General features: G+C 72.3%; 19 protein-coding genes. 12 read left to right on the top strand and 7 right to left on the bottom strand.

Features of this window, described 5'->3' with window-relative positions:
- The first annotated feature begins 9 nt into the window (after positions 1-9).
- On the top strand, positions 10-1,008 hold the full coding sequence (locus AB0368_RS22525; protein WP_366155897.1) for an aldo/keto reductase family protein: 999 nt from the start codon (positions 10-12) through the stop codon (positions 1,006-1,008).
- A 51-nt stretch (positions 1,009-1,059) separates the two neighbouring features.
- Here AB0368_RS22525 and AB0368_RS22520 read toward each other — a convergent pair whose 3' ends face one another.
- Both AB0368_RS22520 and AB0368_RS22515 read right to left on the bottom strand, forming a co-directional pair.
- Positions 1,060-1,833, bottom strand: a complete 774-nt coding sequence (locus AB0368_RS22520) for a site-2 protease family protein (protein WP_366156142.1) — start codon at positions 1,831-1,833, stop codon at positions 1,060-1,062.
- A gap of 41 nt (positions 1,834-1,874) precedes the next feature.
- Complete coding sequence (locus AB0368_RS22515) at positions 1,875-2,072, bottom strand: hypothetical protein (protein WP_106126848.1); 198 nt, start codon at positions 2,070-2,072, stop codon at positions 1,875-1,877.
- A gap of 265 nt (positions 2,073-2,337) precedes the next feature.
- Between AB0368_RS22515 and AB0368_RS22510 the strand changes: the two genes are divergently transcribed.
- Together AB0368_RS22510 and cobS are read left to right on the top strand one after the other, a co-directional pair.
- Positions 2,338-4,179, top strand: coding sequence for a bifunctional adenosylcobinamide kinase/adenosylcobinamide-phosphate guanylyltransferase (locus tag AB0368_RS22510; RefSeq protein WP_366155896.1), 1,842 nt, complete (start codon positions 2,338-2,340; stop codon positions 4,177-4,179).
- Positions 4,172-4,894 (top strand): adenosylcobinamide-GDP ribazoletransferase, encoded by a 723-nt coding sequence (cobS, locus tag AB0368_RS22505; protein WP_366155895.1) that lies wholly within the window; start codon positions 4,172-4,174, stop codon positions 4,892-4,894. The genes AB0368_RS22510 and cobS overlap by 8 nt, the downstream gene beginning before the upstream one ends.
- Here the strand turns inward: cobS and AB0368_RS22500 are convergent.
- Both AB0368_RS22500 and gcvT read right to left on the bottom strand, forming a co-directional pair.
- Positions 4,880-5,233, bottom strand: coding sequence for an MmcQ/YjbR family DNA-binding protein (locus tag AB0368_RS22500; protein ID WP_366155894.1), 354 nt, complete (start codon positions 5,231-5,233; stop codon positions 4,880-4,882). The two genes, cobS and AB0368_RS22500, sit on opposite strands and share 15 nt — an antisense overlap.
- Position 5,234: 1 nt before the next feature.
- Positions 5,235-6,335, bottom strand: a complete 1,101-nt coding sequence (gene gcvT / locus AB0368_RS22495; RefSeq protein ID WP_366155893.1) for a glycine cleavage system aminomethyltransferase GcvT — start codon at positions 6,333-6,335, stop codon at positions 5,235-5,237.
- A 141-nt stretch (positions 6,336-6,476) separates the two neighbouring features.
- On the opposite strand from gcvT, the gene AB0368_RS22490 reads away from it, so the two are divergent.
- Complete coding sequence (locus tag AB0368_RS22490) at positions 6,477-8,027, top strand: leucyl aminopeptidase (protein ID WP_366155892.1); 1,551 nt, start codon at positions 6,477-6,479, stop codon at positions 8,025-8,027.
- A gap of 92 nt (positions 8,028-8,119) precedes the next feature.
- On the opposite strand, the gene AB0368_RS22485 is transcribed toward AB0368_RS22490, so the two are convergent.
- Positions 8,120-8,440, bottom strand: coding sequence for a hypothetical protein (locus AB0368_RS22485; protein ID WP_366155891.1), 321 nt, complete (start codon positions 8,438-8,440; stop codon positions 8,120-8,122).
- Positions 8,441-8,571: 131 nt separating this feature from the next.
- On the opposite strand from AB0368_RS22485, the gene lpdA reads away from it, so the two are divergent.
- The 7 genes from lpdA to AB0368_RS22450 all read left to right on the top strand — a co-directional run bounded on the left by lpdA (position 8,572) and on the right by AB0368_RS22450 (position 17,686).
- The gene (gene lpdA / locus AB0368_RS22480; protein WP_366155890.1) at positions 8,572-10,005 is read left to right on the top strand and encodes a dihydrolipoyl dehydrogenase; all 1,434 of its coding nucleotides are present in this window, start codon (positions 8,572-8,574) and stop codon (positions 10,003-10,005) included.
- Between the two features lie 79 nt (positions 10,006-10,084).
- Positions 10,085-11,986, top strand: coding sequence for a 2-oxoglutarate dehydrogenase, E2 component, dihydrolipoamide succinyltransferase (gene sucB, locus AB0368_RS22475; protein WP_366155889.1), 1,902 nt, complete (start codon positions 10,085-10,087; stop codon positions 11,984-11,986).
- 79 nt (positions 11,987-12,065) lie between these two features.
- Positions 12,066-12,983 (top strand): TIGR01777 family oxidoreductase, encoded by a 918-nt coding sequence (locus AB0368_RS22470; protein WP_366155888.1) that lies wholly within the window; start codon positions 12,066-12,068, stop codon positions 12,981-12,983.
- Positions 12,984-13,044: 61 nt separating this feature from the next.
- The gene (locus AB0368_RS22465) at positions 13,045-14,916 is read left to right on the top strand and encodes a DUF2079 domain-containing protein (protein ID WP_366155887.1); all 1,872 of its coding nucleotides are present in this window, start codon (positions 13,045-13,047) and stop codon (positions 14,914-14,916) included.
- Between the two features lie 44 nt (positions 14,917-14,960).
- The gene (locus tag AB0368_RS22460) at positions 14,961-16,862 is read left to right on the top strand and encodes a DUF2079 domain-containing protein (protein WP_366155886.1); all 1,902 of its coding nucleotides are present in this window, start codon (positions 14,961-14,963) and stop codon (positions 16,860-16,862) included.
- A 45-nt stretch (positions 16,863-16,907) separates the two neighbouring features.
- Entirely contained in the window at positions 16,908-17,525 is a 618-nt protein-coding gene (lipB, locus tag AB0368_RS22455; RefSeq protein WP_366156141.1) for a lipoyl(octanoyl) transferase LipB, read from the top strand.
- Positions 17,522-17,686 carry a peptide ABC transporter substrate-binding protein gene (locus AB0368_RS22450; protein WP_366155885.1) on the top strand — a complete coding sequence of 55 codons (165 nt, stop codon included), beginning with the start codon at positions 17,522-17,524 and terminating at the stop codon, positions 17,684-17,686. The genes lipB and AB0368_RS22450 overlap by 4 nt, the downstream gene beginning before the upstream one ends.
- Positions 17,687-17,736: 50 nt before the next feature.
- Here AB0368_RS22450 and aspS read toward each other — a convergent pair whose 3' ends face one another.
- On the bottom strand, positions 17,737-18,993 hold the full coding sequence (gene aspS / locus AB0368_RS22445; protein ID WP_366155884.1) for an aspartate--tRNA(Asn) ligase: 1,257 nt from the start codon (positions 18,991-18,993) through the stop codon (positions 17,737-17,739).
- A 383-nt stretch (positions 18,994-19,376) separates the two neighbouring features.
- On the opposite strand from aspS, the gene lipA reads away from it, so the two are divergent.
- Positions 19,377-20,273 (top strand): lipoyl synthase, encoded by an 897-nt coding sequence (lipA, locus tag AB0368_RS22440; RefSeq protein WP_366156140.1) that lies wholly within the window; start codon positions 19,377-19,379, stop codon positions 20,271-20,273.
- 114 nt (positions 20,274-20,387) lie between these two features.
- On the opposite strand, the gene AB0368_RS22435 is transcribed toward lipA, so the two are convergent.
- Complete coding sequence (locus AB0368_RS22435) at positions 20,388-21,926, bottom strand: ATP-binding protein (RefSeq protein WP_366155883.1); 1,539 nt, start codon at positions 21,924-21,926, stop codon at positions 20,388-20,390.
- Between the last annotated feature and the right edge of the window lie 33 nt (positions 21,927-21,959).

Below are 21,959 nucleotides of genomic sequence, written 5' to 3'. Positions count from 1 at the left end.
GTCGCGGGCATGGAGTTCCGTCACCTCGGCCGTTCCGGCCTTCTGATCAGCGAGATCGCGTACGGCAACTGGATCACCCACGGTTCCCAGGTCGAGGAGGAGGCCGCCGCCGCGTGCGTGCGGGCCGCGCTCGACGTGGGCATCACCACCTTCGACACCGCGGACGTGTACGCGGGCACCCGCGCCGAGGAGGTCCTCGGCCGCGCGCTGAAGGGTGAGCGCCGGGAGGGGCTGGAGATCTTCACGAAGGTCTTCTGGCCGACCGGGCCCGGCCCGAACGACCGCAGCCTGTCCCGTAAGCACATCATGGAGTCGATCAACGGTTCGCTGCGCCGGCTGCAGCTGGACTATGTCGACCTCTACCAGGCTCACCGCTACGACTACTCGACGCCGCTCGAGGAGACGATGCAGGCGTTCGCCGACATCGTGCACTCCGGCAAGGCGCTCTACATCGGGGTGTCCGAGTGGACGGCGTCGGAGATCCGGGCGGGCTGGGAGCTGGCCCAGGAACTGAAGATCCAGCTGGTCTCCAACCAGCCGCAGTACTCGATGCTGTGGCGGGTCATCGAGCCGGAGGTCGTACCGGCGTGCGAGGAACTCGGCCTCGGCCAGGTGGTCTTCTCACCGATCGCGCAGGGCGTGCTCACCGGCAAGTACGAGCCGGGCAAGCAGCCGCCGGCGGGCTCCCGGGCCACCGACGACAAGTCCGGCGCGCAGTTCATCCAGCGCCTGATGACCGACGAGGTCCTCGGCGCGGTGCAGCAGCTCAAGCCGCTCGCCGAGCAGGCCGGGCTGTCGATGGCCCAGCTGGCGGTCGCCTGGGTGCTGCAGAACCCGAACGTCTCGGCCGCGATCGTCGGGGCGTCGCGCCCCGAGCAGGTTCACGACAACGCCAAGGCCTCCGGGGTACGCCTCGACGCGGATCTCCTGAAGGCGATCGACGAGGTGATCGGCGGCATCGCCGAGCGCGACCCGGCGAAGACGGTCAGCCCGGCCCGGCGCCCCTGACCTCGGTGGGTCCGGCCGGCTTCGGCCGGCCGGGCCCGGCCGGGCTCGTTCTTAGTTGCTCCAGAAGCGCATGTACTCGATGCCGAGCCGGCCCAGGTCCTCGGGCACCCCGATCAGCGAGGCCAGCCACCCCACGGCGTCGAAGAACCACACGTTGACCCGGGACTGCCAGAGCAGCACGAACAGCAGCATGAACCCGTACGGGGCGAACAGGTCGTACGCGCGCTGGTAGGCCTGGTTCAGCCAGGGCCTCAGGGTGTTGCCGCCGTCCAGGCCGGGCACCGGCAGCAGGTTGAGCAGGCTGGCGGTGACCTGCAGGAACCCGAGCGCCGCCAGTGCGAGCCAGAAGGGGCCGTGCGGTCCCAGCGCCACGCCGGCACCGGTGAAGACCAGCGCGTCGTCGCCTCCGCCCAGCGCGAACGGCACCGCCAGCAGCAGGGCGAACAGCACGTTGGTGGCCGGGCCGGCCGCGCTGATCAGGGATTCCTTGAGCTTGCTGCGCACGTGCGCGTGATCCACCCAGACCGCGCCGCCCGGCAGGCCGATGCCGCCGAGCACGACGGCGACCAGCGGAAGCACGATCGACAGCAGCGGGTGGGTGTACTTGAGCGGGTTCAGCCGCAGGTAGCCACGGTCGGCGACGCCGCGGTCGCCCGAGAAGTACGCGACCAGTGCGTGCGCGTATTCGTGCAGGCACAGCGACAGCACCCAGCCGGAGATGACCAGCAGGAACACGTCGACCCGGACGTTGCCGTAGCCGATCCACGTCATCCACGCGCTGGCCGCCACGAGCGCGAGGATGCCGACGAAGACGGGGCTCGGCATGAAGGCGCTGCGCGGCGCCCCGCGGCTGATCTGGAAGCTGCTCACTCGGCCGGCAGCAGACTCATCTTGTAGTCGACCCGGTCGTCCTCGACCAGGGTGACCTGGGTGACCCCGGCGGCGGCCAGCTCACGCCACGCCTGGCCGATCCACGACTCGGCGTCTGCCTGGCTGCTGAACGTCTCGGCCGGCCCGGCCACGGGCTGCCCGTCGACGCCCTCGTACCGCCAACTCCACGGCATGCGGTCGCCCTCCTCGATGTCCGACAGTATGTGCGTCCCACCCTACGGTGTTCACGCGCGGCCGCCCGCGGGGGCGCGCGCGAACCGATCGATCCACGCCGAAGCCGGGCGCGGGCGGAGGACGGCTGACCAGGGCCCCGGCGACCGGACGACGACCGAGACGATTCCGCTGCCGGGCCGCCCGGGGCCGCCCGATGCGGGCGCGAGGCGGACGGGGGCCGGGTCGGGCCGCATGATCACCGGGCGCGGATCTAAGGTACGGGGCATGTCTGCTGACGGGTGGAGTTCGGTCCTGGTGCTAGGCGGGATCCGTTCCGGCAAGTCCGCGTTCGCCGAGTCCCTGGTGGCCGCCGCGCCATCGGTGCGGTACGTCGCCACGGCCGCCGGTGGCGAGGACGACCCCGAGTGGCGCGGGCGGATCGAGGCGCACCAGCGGCGCCGGCCGCAGTCCTGGACCACCGAGGAGACCGGCGCCGACCCGGGCCGCCTCGCCGCTCTGCTGGCCGAGGCGAAGCCCGACGAGACGCTGCTGGTCGACGATCTCGGTGGCTGGGTGGCGACCCTGCTCGACCCGGCGAACCAGCCCAACGACGACGTGGCGACGGTGGCCGCGCTGGCCGAGGCGGTCCACGCCTGCGCCGCCCGGCTCGTCGTGGTGAGCCCCGAGGTCGGCCTCTCCCTGGTCCCGGCGACGGCGGTGGGCCGCGCGTTCGTGGACGCGCTGGGCACGGCCAACCAGGCGCTGGCCGACGCGTGCGACCGGGTCGCCTTCGTGGTCGCGGGCCGGCCCACCTGGCTGAAGTCGACCGCCGCCGACCCGGGGATCGTCACCGACCTCCAGGCGGAAGAAGGAACCACCCAGGTGGAGGGAACCACCCAGGGTGGCAGAGCTCCGCACAACGCGATGGCAGCAGCCACCCCGGCCCGCGTCACCACGGCCGCAGCGGCTGCTCCACTGACCACACCGTCCGCATCCACCACGACGTTCGAGCCCGTCGATCCCGGCACGGTCATCGAGGCCGGCATGGATCTGCCGCTGCCCGACAGCGACGCCGGACCCGACGCCCGGGACCGGCTGGAACGCCTCGACCTGCCCGGCGCCGGGATCGGTGCGCTGCTCGAGGCCGTCGAGTTCGCCGCCGCCACGCAGGGCACCGCCACGCCGCGCCCATGGGGTCCCGTACGCGTGCTGCTGGTCGACGGCCGGCACGCCGGCGGCGCCTCGGCCGGGTCTGATCCTGCCGAGTCGGATCGCCGGGCCGCCGAGGCCGAGTCCGGCGAGGGTGCCCTGGCTCGGCTGGCGGCCACCGCGGACGCCGACATCGCGGTCGTCCGGGTCCCGCCGTCCGGGGCCATGGAGGACGGCGCCGTGCTGGACGCCGCGACCGTCGATGCGGCGCTGCGGCAGGGCTGGGAGCTCGCCGCGACGGCCGCCGAGGACGGGCGGGAGGCGCTGGTCATCGGAGCGTGCGGCACCGGTACGGAGGCCGCCGCGACCGCCGTCGTGGCCGCGACCACCGGCGCCGAGCCGGTCGCGACGCTGCCCCGCGTGCTGGTGCCCGGCGCCCGCTACGACGACGACGCGTGGATGCGGCGCTGTGCGGCCGTGCGTGACGCCATGCACCGCATCCGCCAGGAACCGCGCGGCGCCAAGGACGTACTGGCCCAGCTCGGCGGCGCGGATCTGGCCGTGGCCACCGGCGCGCTGCTCGGCGCGGCGGCCCGGCGGATGCCGGTGTTCCTCGACGGTCCACTGGGCATCGCGGCCGGCCTGGTGGCCCGCGACCTGGCCTCGCAGAGCCGGCACTGGTGCCTGCTCGCCGACGCGGGCCGCCTGCAGCTGGTCCGGCAGGGCGCGGACGTGCTCGGCCTGACCCCCGTGCTCGACCTCGGCCTCGACCTGGGCGAGGGCGCGAACACCCTGGCCGCGCTGCCACTGCTCCGCTCGGCGATCGCCCTGGCCGCCGCCCTCCCGGTGCACCCGACCCTGCTGACGACCCCCGGCGACGCCGGCCTGAGCGAGAACGACGAACCCGGCCAGGGCGACGACGAGGAAGCCACGTTCGCCGAGCCCGAGCCGCACGGCCCCGGCCCGGCCAGTGCTTGACGGGCTGCGCCTGGCACTGACCACCTTCACCGTCCTCCCGGTGCGAGCCGGGCGCATCGACCGCCGGGCCGCGGCGGTGGCGATGGTGCTCGCCCCGCTCATCGGCGCCCTGCTCGGCCTGGTGGTAGCAGGCGTTCACCACCTGCTCCCCGACACCCTCCTCGGCGCCGCGCTGACGGTGGCGACCGGCGTCCTGCTCACCCGCGGCCTGCACCTCGACGGCCTCGCCGACACGGTCGACGCGCTGGGGTCGTACCGGTCGGGGGATGCCGCTCTCGAGATCATGAAGAAGCCCGACATCGGGCCGTTCGGGGTCGCCGCGATCACCCTGACGCTGCTGGTGCAGACGGCCGCGGTAGCGGAGGCCGGCCCGTGGGCGATCGTCGCCGCCTGGGCGACCGGACGGCTCGGCGTCACGCTGGCCTGCCGCCGGAAGGTCCCGGCCGCGCGCCCCGGCGGGCTGGGTGCCCTGGTCGCCTCGACCGTGCCGGCTCCCGTCGTGGCAGTGCTCGGGATCGCAGTCGCCGCCGGCGCGGTGTGGGCGGTGCCGGACCGGCCGTGGGCGGGCCCGGCCGCGGTGGCCGGGGTCGTGCTGGTCGTGCTGCTGCTCCTGCGCCACGCGGTGAAGCGCTTCGGCGGCATCACCGGCGACGTGCTCGGCGCGACGACCGAGCTAGCGACGACCGTCGCCCTGGTCGCCTTAGCCCTGAGCTGAGTCGTACTCCCGGACGAGCTTCTTCGGCGCCGTACGACGCCACGCCTCCACCACGACCTGCCGCAGCTCACCCGGGTCCGCGGCGGACAGTTCGACCCTGACCCAGCCGTAGCGGCCCACGTACGGCGCCGCCGAGTAGACGTCCGGGGTGGCGCCGATCAGTTCGGCCTGGTCCTCCTTGGACGCCTTCACCGTGCAGGCGGACCCCTCCGGCCTGCCGACCACGAAGACCTTGTCGCCGCAGCGGAGGGTCCAGTCCCCCCACTTCTCGACGTACGCCTCGCGGCCGCCGGGCAGGGCCAGCACCCATTCGCGCAGCTCGGACCAGGTGACGGCCATGTCAGCGGACGGAGGTCTGCACGAACGGCGGCTTCACGACGCGGGCCTCGGTGCGCCGGCCCCGGATGTCGATCTCCACCAGGTCGCCCTCGGCGAGGTTCGCGGCGGTGTCCAGCAGCGCCAGCGCGATGCCGACCTTCTTCGTGGGCGAGAACGTGCCGCTGGTCGTCTCGCCGACCAGCGTGCTGCCCGCGTACACCTGCATGTGACCCCGCGGGATGCCGCGGCCCGTCAGCTCAAGGCCGCGCAGCAACCGCCGGGGGCCCGCCTTCTCCGCGAACAGCGTCTCGCGACCCCAGAACGCCGGCTTCGACCACCCGACCGCCCAGCCGGCGCGGGCCTGCACCGGGCTGATCTCCAGGGACAGTTCCTGGCCGTGCAGCGGATAGCCCATCTCGGTACGCAGCGTGTCGCGCGCACCCAGCCCGCACGGGCGCACGCCCGCCGAGACCAGCGCGTCCCACACCCGCGTGGCGTCGTCCCACGGCACCACGAGCTCGTAGCCGTGCTCGCCGGTGTACCCGGTACGGCACACGATCAGGTCGACGCCGTCGATGCGGGCGGGCGAGAACGACATGTACTCGTGGTCGACCGGCAGCCCCAGCGCCTTGACGATGTCCGGCGACTGCGGGCCCTGCACGGCGAGGACGGCGTAGTCGCGGTGCTCGTCCGTGATGGTCAGCGACGACGGTGCGGCGGCGGCCAGTCTGCGCACGACCTCGGCGGTGTTGGCGGCGTTCGGGATGAGGAAGACCTCGTCCGGACCGATCAGGTACGCGATCAGGTCGTCGACCACCCCGCCTGTCGCGTCGTCGCAGCAGAGCGTGTACTGCGCCTTGCCCGGCGCGATGCGCCCCAGGTCGTTGGTGAGGCAGGAGTTGACGAAGTCCGCCGCGCCGGGCCCGGTCACCCGCGCCTTGCCTAGGTGGGACACGTCGAAGACGCCCACGGCCTCGCGTACTGCGGCATGCTCACGAAGGACACCGCCTCCCGCGTACTCCAGCGGCATCTCCCAGCCGCCGAAGGCGGCGAACTTGGCGCCCAGAGCGAGGTGACGCTCGTGCAGGGGCGAACGGAGCAGGGGCGTGGTGTCGGTGGACATGAGTGGCAACTTACCCGTGACCTTGCATGTGGTTAGCATCGGCGGGACACCACTGCGTCCGGCGCGACCCGCGCCGGACGGACCACGCTGTCGGAGCGGCCCACGAGGGAGCTCCGGCCCCAGTCGTCGCGGAGCGCCCGAGTGACCCACCCCGCCCCCTCTTTGAGCCTGGTCGACAGCGACCCCGCCGAGCTGGCCACCGATGCGCTCGTCATCGGCCTGCACAGCCAGCCGGACGAGGACGGCGCGCTGCTGCCGGCCGCCGGCGCGGAGAGCATCGCCGCCGCCTTCGACGGCAAGCTGACCGCGACCCTGGCGCTGCTGGGTGCGACCGGCGCGCCCGGCGAGGTCACCAAGCTGGCCACGCTCGGCACGGTCGCGGCGCCGCTGATCGTCGCGGTCGGGCTCGGCGACGAGCCGTCGGGTTCCGCGCCGGTCACCGAGACGCTGCGCCGCGGCACCGGCGCCGCCGTCCGCGCCCTCGCCGGCAGCGAGACGGTCGCGCTGGCCCTGCCGGTGCCCGACGACGCCGACGCCCCCGGGGCGCTGCGCGGCATTCTCGAGGGTGCACTGCTGGGCTCGTACCGTTTCGCCGGTTACAAGACCAAGCCCCAGCCCACCCGCCGCGACCCGGTCAAGGCGCTGCAGGTCGTCGTGCCGGACGCGGCCGACGAGGCCACGCAGTCCGAGGTCGCCCGCGCGGAGGCCGTCGCCCGGGCGGTCCGCCTGACCCGCGACTGGGTCAACACCGCGCCGAACGACCTGCGGCCCCCGGCGTTCGCCGACGCGGTCGCCGCGGCCGCCGAGGGCACCGGCCTCCAGGTCGAGGTGCTCGACTTCGACCAGCTCAAGGCGGGCGGGTACGGCGGCATCGTGGCGGTCGGCCAGGGCTCCGAGGCGCCGCCGCGGCTGGTGAAGCTCAGCTACACCCCCGAGGGCGTCGAGAACCCGAAGCGGGTCGCGCTGGTCGGCAAGGGCATCACTTTCGACACCGGCGGTATCAGCATCAAGCCGACCGCCGGCATGTGGGAGATGAAGTCGGACATGGCCGGCGCCGCCGCGGTCGGCGCGACGCTGCTGGCCGTCGCCGCCCTCAAGCCGCCGGTGGCGGTCACGGGCTACCTCGCGATGGCCGAGAACATGCCGTCGGGCACCGCGTACCGCCCCGGCGACGTCATCACGATGTTCAACGGCAAGCGGGTCGAGGTCCTCAACACCGACGCCGAGGGCCGCATGGTGCTCGGCGACGCGATCGCCCGCGCCTGCGCCGACGGCACCGACTACGTCTTCGAGACCTCGACGCTGACCGGCGGCCAGGTGGTGGCGCTGGGCAAGCGCATCGCCGGCGTCATGGGCACCCCGGAGACCTGCGAGCGGGTCAAGGCGGCGGGCGAGGCGGTCGGCGAGCCGGCGTGGCCGATGCCGCTGCCGGACGACGTCCGCAAGGGCATGGAGTCGGAGATCGCCGACATCAGCCAGGTCAACGCGAGCATGGACCGCGCCGGGCACATGCTCCAGGGCGGGGTGTTCCTGCGCGAGTTCGTCGCCGAGGGCGTCGAGTGGGCCCACATCGACATCGCCGGGCCGTCGTACCACACCGGCGAGCCGACGGGCTACTGGACGAAGGGCGGCACGGGCGTCCCGGTCCGCACGCTCCTCACCCTGATCGACGACGTCGCGGCCAACGGCTGAGATCTTGCTATGAGTACGGGCACAGCAGGCTCGCGTGGCACACGCCGCGCGCCTGCCGTCCCGGCCTGATCACGCCGCCGCCGGGCGGCGGTTCACGCCGGGCGGCGCTTCTGGCGGGCGTTGTAGTCGCGCATCCGCTGCGGGTAGCCCATCAGCCTGATGTCGTAGATCGGCATCGCCAGCTGGTGGGCGAAGCGCCGGGCGGCCTCGGGTGACTCGATGCGCCGGCGGGTCCATTCGCCGTCGTGCGCGATCAGCAGAATCGTCGTCTCGGTCACCGTGGTCCGCGGCTCGATGAAGGCCTCCACGCCGCGGCGCGACCGCACGAACTCGGCAAGGTACTCCAGGTCGGCCTTGTCCGCGGGCCGTCCGCTCACGCGGGGCTGCTCCCTGCGCCGCCGGAACCAGGCCACGGAGGACTCCTTCGGGTAAGTTGCCGCCAGGGTACTTGTGAGCACGTGTCGTTCGGCACCTGGCTGCATCCATCGGTTCATGAAGTGACAAGATGAGGTGGACAGCTGTGACCGTTTCCACCATGTGACCCATGTGGGAACTGCAGATCACTGGCAAAGATGGCGATCTGGGAGTAGACGTGAGCCAGCCTGGCGGAACCTTCGACATCGTGATCCTCGGCGCCGGCAGCGGCGGGTACGCGGCCGCCCTTCGCGCGGCCGAGCTGAACCTCTCGGTGGCACTGATCGACAAGGCGGAGCTGGGCGGCACCTGCCTGCACCGCGGGTGCATCCCGACGAAGGCGTTGCTGCACGCCGCGGAGGTGGCCGACCAGACGCGCGAGAGCGAGCAGTTCGGCATCAAGGCTGACCTGGTCGGCATCGACATGGCCGGCGTCAACGCGTACAAGGACGGCGTCGTCGCCCGGCTGTACAAGGGGCTGCAGGGCCTGCTCAAGAACGACAAGATCACGGTGGTGCAGGGCGCGGGAAAGCTCGTCGCCAAGGACACCGTCGAGGTCGACGGGCAGCGCTACACCGGCCGCAACGTCATCCTGGCCACCGGCTCGTACTCGCGCTCGCTGCCCGGCCTGGAGGTCGACGGCAAGCGCGTGCTGACCAGCGAGCACGCCCTCCGGCTCGACCGGGTGCCGAGCTCGGCGATCGTGCTGGGCGGCGGCGTCATCGGCGTCGAGTTCGCCAGCGTGTGGAAGTCCTTCGGCGCGGACGTGACGATCCTGGAGGCGCTGCCCCGGCTCGTCGCCGCCGAGGACGAGGAAGTCTCCAAGGTGGTCGAGCGGGCGTTCCGCAAGCGGAAGATCAACTTCAAGGTCGGCAAGCCGTTCGAGAAGGTCGAGCACACCGACAACGGGGTGCGCGCCACCATCGCCGGCGGCGAGACGATCGAGGCCGAGGTCCTGCTGGTGGCGGTCGGCCGCGGCCCGACGACCCAGGGCCTGGGCTACGAGGAGCAGGGCGTCACCCTGGACCGCGGCTTCGTGATCACCAACGAGCGGCTGCACACCGGCGTCGGCAACATCTACGCGGTCGGCGACATCGTTCCCGGCCTCCAGCTCGCGCACCGCGGCTTCCAGCAGGGCATCTTCGTGGCCGAGGAGATCGCGGGCCTGCGCCCGGCGGTCATCGACGAGGCCGGCATCCCCCGCGTCACGTACTCCGACCCCGAGGTCGCCTCGGTCGGCCTCACCGAGGCCAAGGCCAAGGAGCAGTACGGCGCGGACAAGGTCTCGACGTACAACTACAACCTGGGCGGCAACGGCAAGAGCCAGATCCTCAAGACCGCGGGCTTCGTGAAGCTCGTCCGGGTCGAGGACGGCCCGGTCGTCGGCGTGCACATGGTCGGCGCCCGGATGGGCGAGCTCGTCGGCGAGGCCCAGCTCATCTACAACTGGGAGGCCTTCCCGGCGGAGGTGGCCCAGCTGGTGCACGCCCACCCGACGCAGAACGAGGCGCTCGGCGAGGCCTTCCTGGCGCTCGCGGGCAAGCCCCTGCACGCACACGCCTGAAATCCCCCCATCCGACCACCCCACCACCACCCCTGACCGGACTAAAGGCCCGTTCAACGCGGTTAAGGAGTTCTGAGACATGCCGGTATCGGTCACCATGCCGCGGCTGGGTGAGAGCGTCACCGAGGGCACCGTCACGCGCTGGCTCAAGCAGGAGGGCGAGCGGGTCGAGGCCGACGAGCCGCTGCTCGAGGTCTCCACCGACAAGGTCGACACCGAGATCCCCTCGCCGGCCGCCGGCGTGCTCTCGCGCATCGTCGTCGGCGAGGACGAGACGGCCGACGTCGGCAGCGAGCTCGCGGTGATCGCGGGCGACGACGAGGAGGCGGAGTCCTCCGCCCCGGCGCCCGCCGCGCAGCAGGAGGAGCCCGCCCAGCAGGCTCCCGCCGAGCAGCCGCAGGCGGCCGAGCAGCAGCCCGACCCCGAGCCGGCCGCGCTGAACACCCCCTCGACCGAGAAGCCGGTCGAGGGGGAGGCGCCGGCCCCGCAGACCGGGCAGGCCACCGGCGGCGAGGGCACGGCCGTGAAGATGCCGGCCCTGGGCGAGAGCGTCACCGAGGGCACGGTCACCCGCTGGCTCAAGCAGGTCGGCGAGACCATCGAGGTCGACGAGCCGCTGCTCGAGGTCTCCACCGACAAGGTCGACACGGAGATCCCGTCGCCGGTCGCCGGCACGGTCCTGGAGATCAAGGTCCAAGAGGACGAGACCGCGGACGTCGGCGCCGACCTGGCGATCATCGGCACCCCGGGCAGCGCCCCGGCGTCGGCCCCGGCCGCCCCGGCCCCGCAGCAGGCCTCCGCGCCGGCCGAGCAGCAGGCTCCGCAGCAGTCCGCGCCGGCGCCCGCACCGCAGCAGGCACCGGAGCCCACGATCGAGTCGAAGCCGGCCCCGTCGATCGAGCCCGGCGGCTCGTACGCGGACCCGGCCCCCCAGGCCGAGACGGCCGAGAACCCGTCGGCGGCCGAGCGCTCCGCCGAGCCGGCCCCGGCGCAGGCCTCCGCGCCGGCCGCCGAGACGGTCCGGGGCAACGGCGCCGGCGACGCTGGTTACGTGACCCCGCTGGTCCGCAAGCTGGCCGCCGAGAAGGGCGTCGACCTCGGGTCGATCACCGGCACCGGCGTCGGCGGGCGGATCCGCAAGCAGGACGTCATCGAGGCCGCCGACAAGGCCGCCGCGGCGAAGGCACCGGCCGAGCAGGCCCCTGCCGCGGCCGAGCAGGCGTCGCCCGCGCCGAAGCCGGCCGCGAGCCCGCTGCGCGGCCGCACGGAGAAGCTGACCCGGATCCGCGCGACCATCGCCCGCCGCATGGTGGAGTCGCTGCAGATCTCCGCGCAGCTCACCACGGTCGTCGAGGTGGACGTCACGAAGATCGCCCAGCTGCGCGGCCGCGCCAAGGCGGACTTCCAGACGAAGCACGGCGCCAAGCTGACCTTCCTGCCGTTCTTCGCCCTGGCCGCCGTCGAGGCGCTGCGCCAGCACCCGGTGGTCAACTCCTCGATCGACCAGGAGGCCGGCACCGTCACGTACCACGACGGCGAGCACCTGGGCATCGCGGTGGACACGCCGAAGGGCCTGGTCGTACCGGTCCTGCGGGACGCCGGCGACCTCAGCCTGGCCGGCCTGGCCAAGCGGATCGCCGACGTCGCGGAGCGGACCCGCAACAACAAGATCAGCCCGGACGAGCTGTCCGGCGGCACCTTCACGCTGACCAACACGGGCAGCCGCGGTGCGCTCTTCGACACTCCGATCATCAACCAGCCGCAGGTGGGCATCCTCGGCACCGGCGCTGTCGTCAAGCGCGCGGTGGTCGTCGACGATCCCAACCTGGGCGAGCTGATCGTGCCGCGCTCGATGGTCTACCTGGCGCTCAGCTACGACCACCGGATCGTGGACGGCGCCGACGCCGCCCGCTTCCTGGTGACGATCAAGGAGCGCCTGGAGGCCGGCCAGTTCGAGGGCGACCTCGGCCTGCACGCCTAGGCGGAAGATCACAAAGAAGGGGCGCTCCGGCGCCCCTTCTTCTGTTTTGAGCGGGTTCTCCGTCGGGAATGATGGAGACATGCGGATCGTCATGGCCGGCGCGTCGGGTTTCCTGGGCACCACCCTCGTCGAGCGGCTGCGCCGCGGCGGGCACGACGTCTCCCGCCTCGTCCGGCGCCCCGCCGAGGCCCCGGACGAGATCACCTGGAAGCCGTCCGCCGGGCAGCTCGACCCGGCCACGCTGGTCGCCGCCGACGCCGTGATCAATCTGGCCGGCGCCGGGGTGGGCGACAAGCGCTGGACGGCCCGCTACAAGAGCCTCATCCGCAGCAGCCGCGTGGACAGCACCGGCACGATCGCCCGCGCGATCCGGCAGCTCCCGGCCGAGGACCGCCCCAAGATCCTGCTCCAGTCGTCCGCGGTCGGCTGGTACGGCGACACCGGCGGCCGCGAGGTCACCGAGGAGGCCCCCGCGGGCACCGGCTTCCTGGCCGACGTGTGCCGGGTCTGGGAGGCCGCCGCCCGCCCGGCCGAGGACGCCGGCACCCGCGTGGTGCTGCTCCGCACCGGCCTGCCGCTGGACGCGAACGGCGGGCTCCTCAAGCCCCAGATGCCGCTGTTCCGCGCCGGCGCCGGCGCCAAGCTGGGCGGCGGCAAGCAGTGGGTGCCGTGGATCGCGCTCGTCGACTGGCTGGACGCCGCCGAGTTCTTGCTGACCCACGACGACCTCGTCGGCCCGGTCAACATCGTCGGACCCCGGCCCGTCACGAACGCCGAATTCACCCAGGCCCTCGGCCGGGTGCTGCACCGCCCGGCGCTGCTCCAGGTGCCCGGCATCGCGCTGCAGGTGGCGCTCGGCGAGTTCGCCCACGAGGCCCTGCGCAGTCAGCGCGTCCTCCCGGGCGTGCTGAACCGGGCGGGCTTCACCTTCACCCACCCCGACGTCGAGTCGGCCCTCCGGGCGGCGATCGACGACCAGTCCCGCGCAGCCGCCTGACAGAGCCCTGCGGGCCGGGACGGACGGCGGCCGCTCGGTGATTCTTGCTAATCTGCCGCTGGTGTCCGTCGTCGTCGCAGCCCCGTCCGAGTCCGCCGAGCCGCCGGCAACGTCACCGGCCCGCCGCGGCTCCGCGGCCTGGCGCCCGCATGCCGCCGTGGCGGTCGCCGCGCTGTCCCTCGCCACGTACGTGACCAGCGGCCTGTGGTTCGACCCGGGCGGCCGCAGCCTCACCGAGAACCTGGGTGACCAGGCTTTCTTCGAGTGGCTGCTCGGCTACGGCGTCTACACGCTCGGGCACGGCGCCGACCCGTTCTACACGTGGATGCTCAACGCGCCCCTCGGGGTCAACCTCGCCGCGAACACGTCCGTCACCGTCTACACGACGCTGTTCGCCCCGCTCACCTTCCTCGCCGGGCCGCCGGTCAGCTTCGCGACGATCCTGACCCTCAACCTCGCCGGTTCGGCCTTCGCCTGGTACCTGTTCCTGCGCCGCTTCCTGGTCCGGCAGACCGTGGCGGCCGCGCTGGGCGGGCTCTTCTGCGGCTTCGCGCCGGGCTTCATCTCGCACGCGAACGGGCACCTCAACTGGACGGCCGGCTGGATCGCGCCGGTGGTGCTCTGGTGGGTGCTGCGGCTGCGTGAGCCCGGCAGGTGGCTGCTGCACGGGGTGATCCTGGGGCTCCTCGTCGCCGTCGGCTTCTCCATCGCGCCCGAGGGGCTGTTCTTCACCGCGCTGGCCAGCGGCGTCTTCCTGCTCGTCTGGTCGCTGGCGCCGGCGACGCGCGCCGAGGCCCGGGCCGCCGCGCCGCGGGTGCTGGCCGCCCTCGCCGTGACCGCGGTGCAGGCGGGGCTGCTGCTGGCGTACCCGCTCTACATGCACTTCGGCGGGCCGCGGACGTTCACCGGCACGGGTTTCAACCAGTTCCACTACGCCGAGGACGTGGCGGCCTACTTCGAATATCCGAACCGGTCCGTGGCGGGGTGGCTGGGGCTGGGCAGCAAGCTGGCCTCCAATCCCACCGAGGAGACGTCGTTCTTCGGCGTACCGTTGATGATCCTGGTGGTCGTGGCCGTGGTGACGCTCTGGCGGCGTGCGGCACCCGGCCGGCGCGCGACCCTGGCCGCGATCTCCACGGTGGGCGTGGTCTTCCTGGTGCTCTCCTGGGGACCTCATCTGAGGATCTTCAAGGACGAGACGACCATCAATCTCCCGTACGCGGCCCTGCGGCACCTTCCGCTGTTCGACTCCGCGCTGCCCACCCGCTTCGCGCTGGTGGTCGCGGCGGTGATCGGCATCCTGCTCGCCCTCATCGCCGACCGGCTGCTGAGCGAGCCGCTGCCACGGTTCCGCGCCCGGGCCGCCTGGGTGACGGGACTCGCCGTGGCGCTCGTACCGCTGATCCCGCTGCCGGTGCTGACCCGGACGCGGGCCCCGGAGCCCGCGTTCATCGCCGACGGGATCTGGCGCGACTACGTGAGCGACAACGGGGTGATGACGGCGCTGCCGGTCGCCACCACCGACACGCCCGACGGTCAGCGCTGGCAGGCGTACACGATGGCCCGGGCCGGCAAGCAGTTCCGCATCCCCGGCGGCTACTTCCTCGGTCCCGGCGGCCCGGACGGCACCGGGCGCATCGGGGCGGAGGGCCGCACCACCGACTGGCTGTTCTTCCAGGCCGCCTTCTACGGCACGGTCGTCCCGATCGACGACTTCGACCGCAGGAGGGCCCGCGAGGACCTCGCCTACTGGAAGGTGGAGGCCGTCTTCCTGCCGGACGAGATCACCGGCTCGCACACCACGCTCTTCCGGTCGGCCGTGGAGACCACGGCGCGGGACCTGCTCGGCGAGCCGCAACACGTCGGCGGGGTGCTGCTGTGGCGCGTCCGGCCCGGCGTGGACCCGGTGACCCTGGAGCCCCAGGGGCAGTGATGCCGGCGTCAACGCAGTTCGCGCCGCACTGCTAACTTCGCCCGGTGGCCGTAGCAACGACAACAGCTCCCCTCGCCGTCTCCGAACCGGAGGGCTCGACCCGCCCGGAGAGCCGTCGTCAGGGATGGCTCCGGCACACGCTGGTCGCCCTGCTCTGCCTCGGCATGGGCTACTGGGTCAGCTCCGGGCTGTGGGCGGACCCGTTCCGGCGTACGGTCACCTACAACGAGGGCGACCACGCGTTCTTCGAATGGCTGCTCGGCTACGGCGTGCAGATCCTGCGCACGGGCGCGAACCCGTTCTACACCGACCTGCTCAACTCGCCGCACGGCGTGAACCTCGCCGCGAACACCTCCATCACCGTGTACGCGCTCATCTTCGCGCCGCTCACCTATGTGGTCGGACCGCAGATCAGCTACGTGGTGATCCTCACCCTCAATCTCGCCGGCTCGGCCTTCGCGTGGTACCTGCTCTTCCATCGGTACGCGGTGCGGCACCGGGCGGCGGCCATGCTGGGCGGCCTCTTCTGCGGTTTCGCCCCGGGCTGGATCTCGCACGCCAACGGCCATCTGAACTGGACGGCCGGCTGGGTAGCCCCGGTGATCCTCTGGTGGGTGCTGCGGCTGCGCACCTCCCGGCGCTGGCTGCTGAACGGTACGGTCCTCGGCGCCCTCCTGGCGGTCGGCTTCTCCGTCGCCGCCGAACTGCTGTTCTTCACCGCGCTCGCGACCGTGATCTTCGTCGTCACGTGGTGTGCCGGCCGGGGCACCTGGCCGGTGGCGCGGCGGGCGGCGGCCACCACGTTCGCCGCCCTGGGCGTCAGCGCGGCGGTGGCCGGCACGCTGCTCGCGTACCCGCTCTACATGCACTTCGCCGGGCCCGGCTCGTTCCAGGGCACCGGTTTCATCCAGCGCAACTACGTCGAGGACCCGGCCGCGTACCTGTTCTACCCGTACCGTTCGGTCGGTGCTCTCCTGGGCCTGAGCCGCGGCGACCTCGCGCCGAACCAGAGCGAGGGCGCGTCGTTCTTCGGGCTGCCGATGCTGGTGCTCATGGTCGTCGGCACGGCCCTGCTGTGGTGGCGGGCCGGCCCCGCCCGCAAGGCGCTGATGCGATCCCTCACGATCGTCGGCCTGCTGTTCACGGTGCTGTCCTTCGGCCCGCGGTTCAACTGGTTCACCAAGGAGTACCCCGGCGTCCCGCTGCTGTACGCGCCCCTCACCCATCTCCCGCTCTTCGACTCGGCGTTGCCGGGCCGGCTCGCCCTGGTGGTCGCCGGCGTCATCGGTACGACCCTGGCGCTGCTAGCCGACCGCCTGCTGACCCGGCCGCCGTCGCTGCGCGGGCGCTTGCTGTGGGGAGCGGCGTTCACGCTGGCGCTCGTGCCGCTCTTCCCCACTCCGGTGCTGACCGTCGAGCGGTCGCCGGAACCCCGGTTCATCGCAGACGGCATCTGGAAGCGGTACGTCAAGAACGGTGGCGTGATCACTGCGCTCCCGAACGCCTCCGCGTCGGCCCCGGACGGGCAGCGCTGGCAGGCGTACACGCTCGCCCGGGGCAGCAAGCAGTTCCGGCTCCCCGACGGCTACTTCCTGGGCCCCGGCGGCCGGAACGGCACGGGCCGCATCGGTGCGCCCGGACGGTTCACCTCGGTGATGTGGTCGAAGGCGGCGCACACCGGTTACGTCTACGACATCGACAACTCGGAGCGCTACAAGGTACGCAGCGACCTCGCGTACTGGAACGTCCGGGCCGTGTTCATCCCGGACCGGATCACCGGCACCCAGGGCATGATCTTCCACGAGTCGCTGGTGAGGAACATGACCGACCTGTTCGGGCCGGGTGAGCGCGTCGGCGACGTACTGCTCTGGAAGGTCCGGCCCGGCGTCGACCCGAAGCCCGTGCCGGGGCAGGGGCATGACGGCCCCCGCCGCCCCTTCGAGTAGGGCGTGTCGGAAGCCTGGCCTACGCTGGGTGTCGTGACGACTTCCATGCTGCAGGTCCTGCGCCCGGGCCTGGTCGACTACCGCGAGGCCTGGGACGAGCAGCGCCGCCTGCACGACGCCGTGGTGGCGGGCGAGCGGCCCGACACGATCCTGCTGCTCGAGCACCCCAGCGTCTTCACCGCGGGCAAGCGCACCGAGCCGATGGACCGCCCGGTGGACGGCACCCCGGTCGTCGACGTGGACCGCGGCGGCAAGATCACTTGGCACGGCCCGGGGCAGCTCGTCGGCTACCCGATCGTCAAGCTCGCCGACCCGGTCGACGTGGTGGCGTACGTCCGCCGCATCGAGCAGATGCTCATCGACGTGTGCGCAGAGTTCGGCGTGACCGTCGAGCGCGTCGAGGGCCGCAGCGGCGCCTGGGTCCGGGCCGACGACCGCGGCCCCGACCGCAAGGTGGCGGCGATCGGCATCCGCGTCGCCCGAGGCGTGACCCAGCACGGCTTCGCCGTCAACTGCGACTGCGACCTGTCGAACTTCGACCGCTTCGTCCCCTGCGGCATCCGCGACGCGGGCGTCACGTCCCTGAGCGCGGAGCTGGGCCGGCCGGTGCCGGTGGCCGAGGTCATGCCCGTGGTCGAACGACACCTGCCGACGCTGCTGTGAAGCTTTACAACAACCCTCGCGACAAGCGCGTGTTCGTGCCGAACAAGGCGGGCGGGGTGTCGCTGAACTTCGGCCACCCGATCGCATGGTGGATCCTGATCCTGATGACGATCATCCCGCTGATCATCGTCGTCGCCGTCACCGTTGCCGTCGTCGCCTGACCACCGGTCTCGCGGACCGGCCGCAGTTCCTTGGCGAGCCGGCCGCGGCGTTACGGCGTCACGCGGTGCAGGTCCCGCGGGAACGCCGTCACCTCACGCACGTTCGCCGCCCCGGTCAGCCGCGCCACGAACCGCTCCAGCCCGATGGCGAACCCCCCGTGCGGCGGCATCCCGTACCGGAACCCGTCGAGATATCCCGCGATCTGCTCCGGCTGCGGCGCATGAGCGAGATAGTCCTCGTACCGGTGCCGCCGCTGCCCTCCGGTCACCAGCTCCAGCCCCCGGAACAGCAGGTCGAAGCTGTTGCTCCAGCGGGGGTCCGAAGGCTGCGGATGCGTGTAGAACGGGCGTTTCGCCATCGGATACCCGGTGACGAAGACGAACTCGGAGCCGTGCTCGCGCAGCGCCCACTCCCCCAGCGCCCGTTCGTGGGCCGGGGCCAGGTCCGGCTCGTCCGGCGGCGCGCCCGCGATGCGCAACGCCTCCGCGAAGTGCACCGCCGGGATCTCGGCCGGCACCCGCGGCACCGCGACGTCGGTCCGTTCCGCGACCGTCTCCGTCATCCCGGCCACGACCGTGGTCAGCGTCGCCATCACGTCGCGGTGGTCGGCGATGAACCCCATCTCGGCGTCGAGCGACGTGTACTGCGCCAGGTGGCGCGCGGTGTCGTGCGGCTCGGCGCGGAACACCGGGCCGACCTCGTAGACCCGTTCGAAGACGCCGACCATCAGCTGCTTGTAGAACTGCGGCGACTGCGCCAGGAAGGCCGGGCGGCCGAAGTAGTCGAGCGCGAACACGTTCGCCCCGGACTCGGTCGCCGTACCGACGATCTTCGGGGTGTGGATCTCGACGAACCGCTGCCGGTCCAGCGCGGCCCGGAAACCCGCGGTCGCGGCGGCCGCGACCCGCAGAGCCGTCGCCCGCGACGGATGCCGCAGGGCAAGAGCGGCGTGGTCCAGCTGCGTCGCCATGGTCGCGCTCAGCGTCGGCCGGTGCAGATCGAATGGCAACGGTACGGCGGCAGCACCGCTCAATGCGCGTACGGAAGGCCCGGTGAGCTCGACCCCCGACGGCGCCGCCGCGTTCGCGGTGACCGTGGCCGTGACCTCGACGACGGTCTCCTCCGGCAGCGCCTCGACCTGGGCACGGACGCCGGGTTCGGTGACCACCACCTGGCTGAGCCCCGCAGCGTCGCGAACGATCAGGAAGGCGACCGACTTGAGCAGCCGGCGGCGGTGCACCCAACCGGCGATGGTGACGGTCTGTGTCTCGTGGGCGGCCAGTTCGGTGGAGAGGATGCGTTGCATGGCGGGTGACCTCCTCTGGTGTCCGCAACGCGGCCCCAGGGAGGTGTGGGCGAGCGGGATCCTCGCGGTGCCACCACACCTTCGCGCCCCGTGTGGGCGCCTCTTGTGCTGCTCGGCTCGGGAGTGTCTTCGCGCCCCGGCACCGGGCCACCTTCTCAGCTTCCGGTGACTCTCTCGGCCGGCGTGATCGGGGCGCTACTCGGTTCCGTCAATACCGTGGCCTGGACGTTAACAGTGGGGCACGAGTAGCCGCACGAGGTTTTCCGTACGGACGTGAGGGCACTCACAGATCCGCTCTCCGTGAGCCTCGTCGCCCCTGCTCCGGTTGATCTTGCATTCGGCGTAACCTCAGGGTCGTGACTATTGCTCCCGAGGGCCGCCGCATGCTGCGCATCGAGGCGCGCAACGCCGAAACTCCCATTGAGCGGAAGCCGCCGTGGATCAAAGTCAAAGCCAAGATGGGCCCGGAGTACACGCACATGCGTGGCCTGGTCCAGAAGGAAGGCCTGCACACCGTCTGCCAGGAGGCGGGCTGTCCCAACATCTACGAGTGCTGGGAAGACCGCGAGGCGACGTTCCTCATCGGCGGTGACCAGTGCACCCGCCGGTGCGACTTCTGCCAGATCGACACCGGCAAGCCGGCCGAGTTCGACGCCGACGAGCCCCGCCGCGTCGGCGAGTCCGTCGCCACCATGGGCTTGAAGTACGCGACGGTCACCGGCGTGGCCCGCGACGACCTCCCCGACGGCGGCGCCTGGCTCTACGCAGAGACGGTCCGCCAGATCCACAAGCTGCTGCCGGGCTGCGGAGTCGAGCTCCTGATCCCCGACTTCAACGCCGACCCCCAGCAGCTCGCCGAGGTCTTCGGCGCGGCGCCGGAGGTCCTGGCCCACAACGTGGAGACGGTCCCCCGCATCTTCAAGCGCATCCGCCCGGCCTTCCGCTACGAGCGCTCCCTCGACGTGATCACCCGGGCCCGAGCCGCAGGCCTGGTCACCAAGTCCAACCTCATCCTGGGCATGGGCGAGGAGCGCGCCGAGGTGTCGCAGGCCCTGCGCGACCTGCACGGCGCGGGCTGCGAGCTGATCACCATCACGCAGTATCTGCGGCCCACCCCGCGCCACCACCCGGTCGAGCGCTGGGTCAAGCCCGAGGAGTTCGTCGAGCTGCGCGAGGAGGCCGAGCAGATCGGCTTCGCCGGCGTGATGTCCGGCCCGCTGGTCCGGTCGTCGTACCGGGCCGGCCGCCTCTACCAGCAGGCCCTCGCCGCCCGCGGCTGACCGCGAGTCAGCGGGACGGCCCCTCCAGCCCGGCGGACACCAGCCCGGCGTGCACCGGCGCGGCGGACACCAGCCCGGCGGTGTCCCCCCATCGCGACGCCCGGCAAGGTCGTGTCACGGTCCGCCGTCGCGGGGACGGTGGTGGGTGGGCAGGCGCACGGTGAAGGTGGTGGCGGCCTCTTCGGGTTCGCTGACGGTGATGGCGCCGCCGTGCCGTTCGACGACCGCCCGGGCCAGGGTCAGGCCGAGACCGGCGCCCGGGTGCGTGGTGTTGCCGGTGCGGAAGAACAGTTCGAACACGTGCGCACGGTCGTCGGCGGGTATCCGGGCACCGGTGTTGCTCACCGCCAGCACCGTGGTGTGGTCGTCCGCGTGCAGATTTACTCCTACGGTGCTGCCGTCGGGCGCCCAGGTCAGGGCGTTGCGCAGGAGCTCGTCGACGACATGGCGCAGCCGGTGGGGGTCGCCGTCGACGAGCACCTGATCGGCGGCGTTGACCTCGACGGTGACAGTGGCGCCGGGGATACGCGCGGTGTCGGCGGCCTCCCGTACGACCGCGGCCAGGTCGATGCGTCGCGGCTGCAGGGCGATGTGCCCGGAGCGCATCCCGGCGACGTCGAGCAGCTTGGCGATGAGCGCGTGCACCCGCATCGTGTTCCGGTGCATGACCTCCAGCATCTGCGCGCGCTCGCCGGGGTCCATGCCGGGATCGTCGCGCATCGCGTCGGTGTAGGACTGGATGCTGGTCAGCGGCGTACGGAGTTCGTGGCCGACCAGGGCGATGTATTCGTCGCGGGTGCGGTCGAGTTCGACGGTGGCCTGTTCGGCGCGGCGCCGTTCCAGGAGTTCGCCGAAGTGCGCGGCGATGCCGGTCAGCACGGCGGTGCGCATGTCGTCGGGCGTTTCGCGGGTGCTGCTGTAGCAGACCAGCACGCCCAGGGTCGCCGAGCCGCTGGGGATCGGGACCGCGAGGGCGCCGCGGAGGTCCCCCCAGTCGGTGCTCTGCCGGGCGGCATGCGGGTCGGTGTGCAGGTCCGCGGCCCACTGCGAGTCGGAACTCTGCCACGCCATGCCGGGCAGGCCTTCACCCTCGGTCAGCTGGTCCGGGAGGTCGCACGGCATCGCGGAGCCGTCGGACCAGCACGTGGTACGGCGGAGCACCTGACCGACCTGGTCCACGGTCCAGAACTCGGTGGCGCTCCAGCCGAGGAGGTCGCCCAGCAACGCGACCGCGTCGGCGATGACGGTGTCGGCGGGCTCCGGTTTCGACAACCGTTCGGAGATCCGCAGCTCGCACTCCTTGAGCCGGGCCGCCCGGGCCTCGAGCGTGACGTCATGCAACGCGATCACGGTGGCCAGCGTCCCGTCGGACACGGGACGGCCGCGCACCCGGAAGGTTCGCGGCGCCTCGCCGTCCCTGGCCAGCACCAGCTCGGCGTCGCGGACGTGGTCCCCGCGCAACGCCCGCACCAGCGGAACGTCGTCGGGTTCCGCCGGGCGTCCCTGCTCGTCGACGACCCCGAGCCTGCGCGGCCACTGGGCGACCGGGACGTCGAGAACCGCGCCGAGAAGCTCCCGCGCTGCGTTGTTGAACAGCACCAGCCGCCCGTCGAGATCGCAACCCAGCACCGCGGTGTCTAGATTGTCCAACACGGTCTGCAGGGACCCGTGATCGTCCAAGCGTCC

Source organism: Actinoplanes sp. NPDC051475 (assembly GCF_040689425.1).
Taxonomy (GTDB): domain Bacteria; phylum Actinomycetota; class Actinomycetes; order Mycobacteriales; family Micromonosporaceae; genus Actinoplanes.
This window is presented reverse-complemented; position numbering and strand designations above follow the sequence as displayed.

What these genes read in the sequence shown, in the direction of transcription:
- lipA (WP_366156140.1), top strand. Translation starts at nt 19,377, where the DNA reads ATGCTGCGCATCGAGGCGCGCAACGCCGAAACTCCCATTGAGCGGAAG.
- aspS (WP_366155884.1), bottom strand. Translation starts at nt 18,993, where the DNA reads ATGCAACGCATCCTCTCCACCGAACTGGCCGCCCACGAGACACAGACC.
- AB0368_RS22510 (WP_366155896.1), top strand. Translation starts at nt 2,338, where the DNA reads ATGTCTGCTGACGGGTGGAGTTCGGTCCTGGTGCTAGGCGGGATCCGT.
- AB0368_RS22515 (WP_106126848.1), bottom strand. Translation starts at nt 2,072, where the DNA reads ATGCCGTGGAGTTGGCGGTACGAGGGCGTCGACGGGCAGCCCGTGGCC.
- lipB (WP_366156141.1), top strand. Translation starts at nt 16,908, where the DNA reads ATGCTGCAGGTCCTGCGCCCGGGCCTGGTCGACTACCGCGAGGCCTGG.
- AB0368_RS22500 (WP_366155894.1), bottom strand. Translation starts at nt 5,233, where the DNA reads ATGGCCGTCACCTGGTCCGAGCTGCGCGAATGGGTGCTGGCCCTGCCC.
- lpdA (WP_366155890.1), top strand. Translation starts at nt 8,572, where the DNA reads ATGTGGGAACTGCAGATCACTGGCAAAGATGGCGATCTGGGAGTAGAC.
- sucB (WP_366155889.1), top strand. Translation starts at nt 10,085, where the DNA reads ATGCCGGTATCGGTCACCATGCCGCGGCTGGGTGAGAGCGTCACCGAG.
- gcvT (WP_366155893.1), bottom strand. Translation starts at nt 6,335, where the DNA reads ATGTCCACCGACACCACGCCCCTGCTCCGTTCGCCCCTGCACGAGCGT.
- AB0368_RS22520 (WP_366156142.1), bottom strand. Translation starts at nt 1,833, where the DNA reads ATGCCGAGCCCCGTCTTCGTCGGCATCCTCGCGCTCGTGGCGGCCAGC.
- AB0368_RS22525 (WP_366155897.1), top strand. Translation starts at nt 10, where the DNA reads ATGGAGTTCCGTCACCTCGGCCGTTCCGGCCTTCTGATCAGCGAGATC.
- AB0368_RS22470 (WP_366155888.1), top strand. Translation starts at nt 12,066, where the DNA reads ATGCGGATCGTCATGGCCGGCGCGTCGGGTTTCCTGGGCACCACCCTC.